This is a genomic window from Actinomadura rubrisoli (genome assembly GCF_004349215.1).
Classification (GTDB): domain Bacteria; phylum Actinomycetota; class Actinomycetes; order Streptosporangiales; family Streptosporangiaceae; genus Spirillospora; species Spirillospora rubrisoli.
This window is the reverse complement of the sequence record NZ_SMKU01000701.1, coordinates 1-1,311: the sequence shown is the minus strand read 5'-3', so window position 1 is coordinate 1,311 and position 1,311 is coordinate 1. Positions and strand designations below refer to the sequence as shown.

The 1,311-nt window shown below is 76.7% G+C and carries 1 protein-coding gene and 1 pseudogene; both read right to left on the bottom strand.

Going from position 1 to position 1,311, the window contains the following annotated elements:
* Positions 1-659, bottom strand: a 659-nt coding sequence (locus tag E1298_RS46950; RefSeq protein ID WP_131903805.1) for a response regulator, incomplete at its 3' end; no start/stop codon positions are given.
* Positions 656-1,311, bottom strand: a pseudogene (locus tag E1298_RS49145) (hypothetical protein); the annotation flags it as partial. The gene E1298_RS46950 and the pseudogene E1298_RS49145, both read right to left, overlap by 4 nt.

The window sequence follows — 1,311 nt, the reverse complement described above, 5'->3', positions numbered from 1 at the left end:
GGGGCGTCGTTGTCCTCGACCAGGCCCGCCTCGAAGGCGATCACCGCGGCCTGCACCCGGTTGCGGACCTCCAGCCGGGTCAGGATCGCGCTCACATACGCCTTCACCGTCCCCTCCACCACATGCAGCCGCCCCGCGATCTCCGCGTTCGACAGCCCCGCGCCCAGCAGCGCCAGCACCTGCCGCTCCCGCGGCGTCAGCCCCGCGATCCGCCGCCGCGCGCGGGCGCCGTCCATCCGCCCCCCGCCCAGCTCGGTGATCACCCGGTGGGCGACCTTCGGCGACAGGTACGCCGCGCCGTCGGCGACCGCCCGGACCCCCGCCAGCAGCTCCCGCGGATCCCCCGACTTCAGCAGGAACCCGCTCGCGCCGCCCGACAGGGCCCGCGCGATGTACTCGTCCTCACCGAACGTCGTCAGCATCACCACGCCGGTGCCCGGCGAGACCCGCCGCAGCTCCGCCGCCGCCGCGAGCCCGTCCAGCCGCGGCATCCGGATGTCCAGCAGCGCCACGTCGGGACGGTGCGCGAGCGTCAACTCCACCGCCTCCCGCCCGTCGGCGGCCTCGGCGACCACCTCGATCCCCGGATCGGCGGACAGGATCGCCCGCACCCCCGCCCGGATCATCGCCTCGTCGTCGGCCAGCAGCACCCGGATCACTTGGCGTTCTCCCCTGTCGAACGTGTGGCGAAGGAGTCCTTGGCCGTCAGCCGGCCCCCGGCGAAGCACAGCCGGTACACCCGGCCGTTGCCCAGCAGGTTGGAGTTCGGACGGTAGTAGCGGCAGTCCGCGCCCGCCGGCTCGGGCACGTTCAGCCGGACCTCGCTGCCATCGAGGGTCTCCATCCGCGGCAGCACCCGCTCCACCTCCGCCTGCCCGTCCCCGACCCGCAGCGCGGCGTAGTCGTCCGGGCCCAGCACCGAGCTGAACGTCACATAGGCGTAGTAGCCCACCATCACCGCCGCCAGCAGCGCCAGCAGCGCCACCGGGACGGTGATCGCGGTGATCAGCCCCCGCCGGACCTGCCGCCGCTCCCGCTCCAGATGCCGCGCCGACTCCGACGGCCCCTCCCCCTCATCCGCCGGCGGATCCGGCGCCCGCCCCGGGCCGGGGTCCGGGCCCGGGGATCCGCCGGCGCCGCGGTCGCCGGGCACGCCGCGGTCGCCGGGGGACGGGGCGAGCAGGCCCAGCGCCGACATCGGCGCCGTCCCCGCCCGCGGACCCGGCCCGTCCTCCTCCGGCACCCGGACGGCCGCGGGCCGCGCCCCCGGCACCGGCACCGGCACCGGCGGTGCGCCGGGCGGGGAAGCGG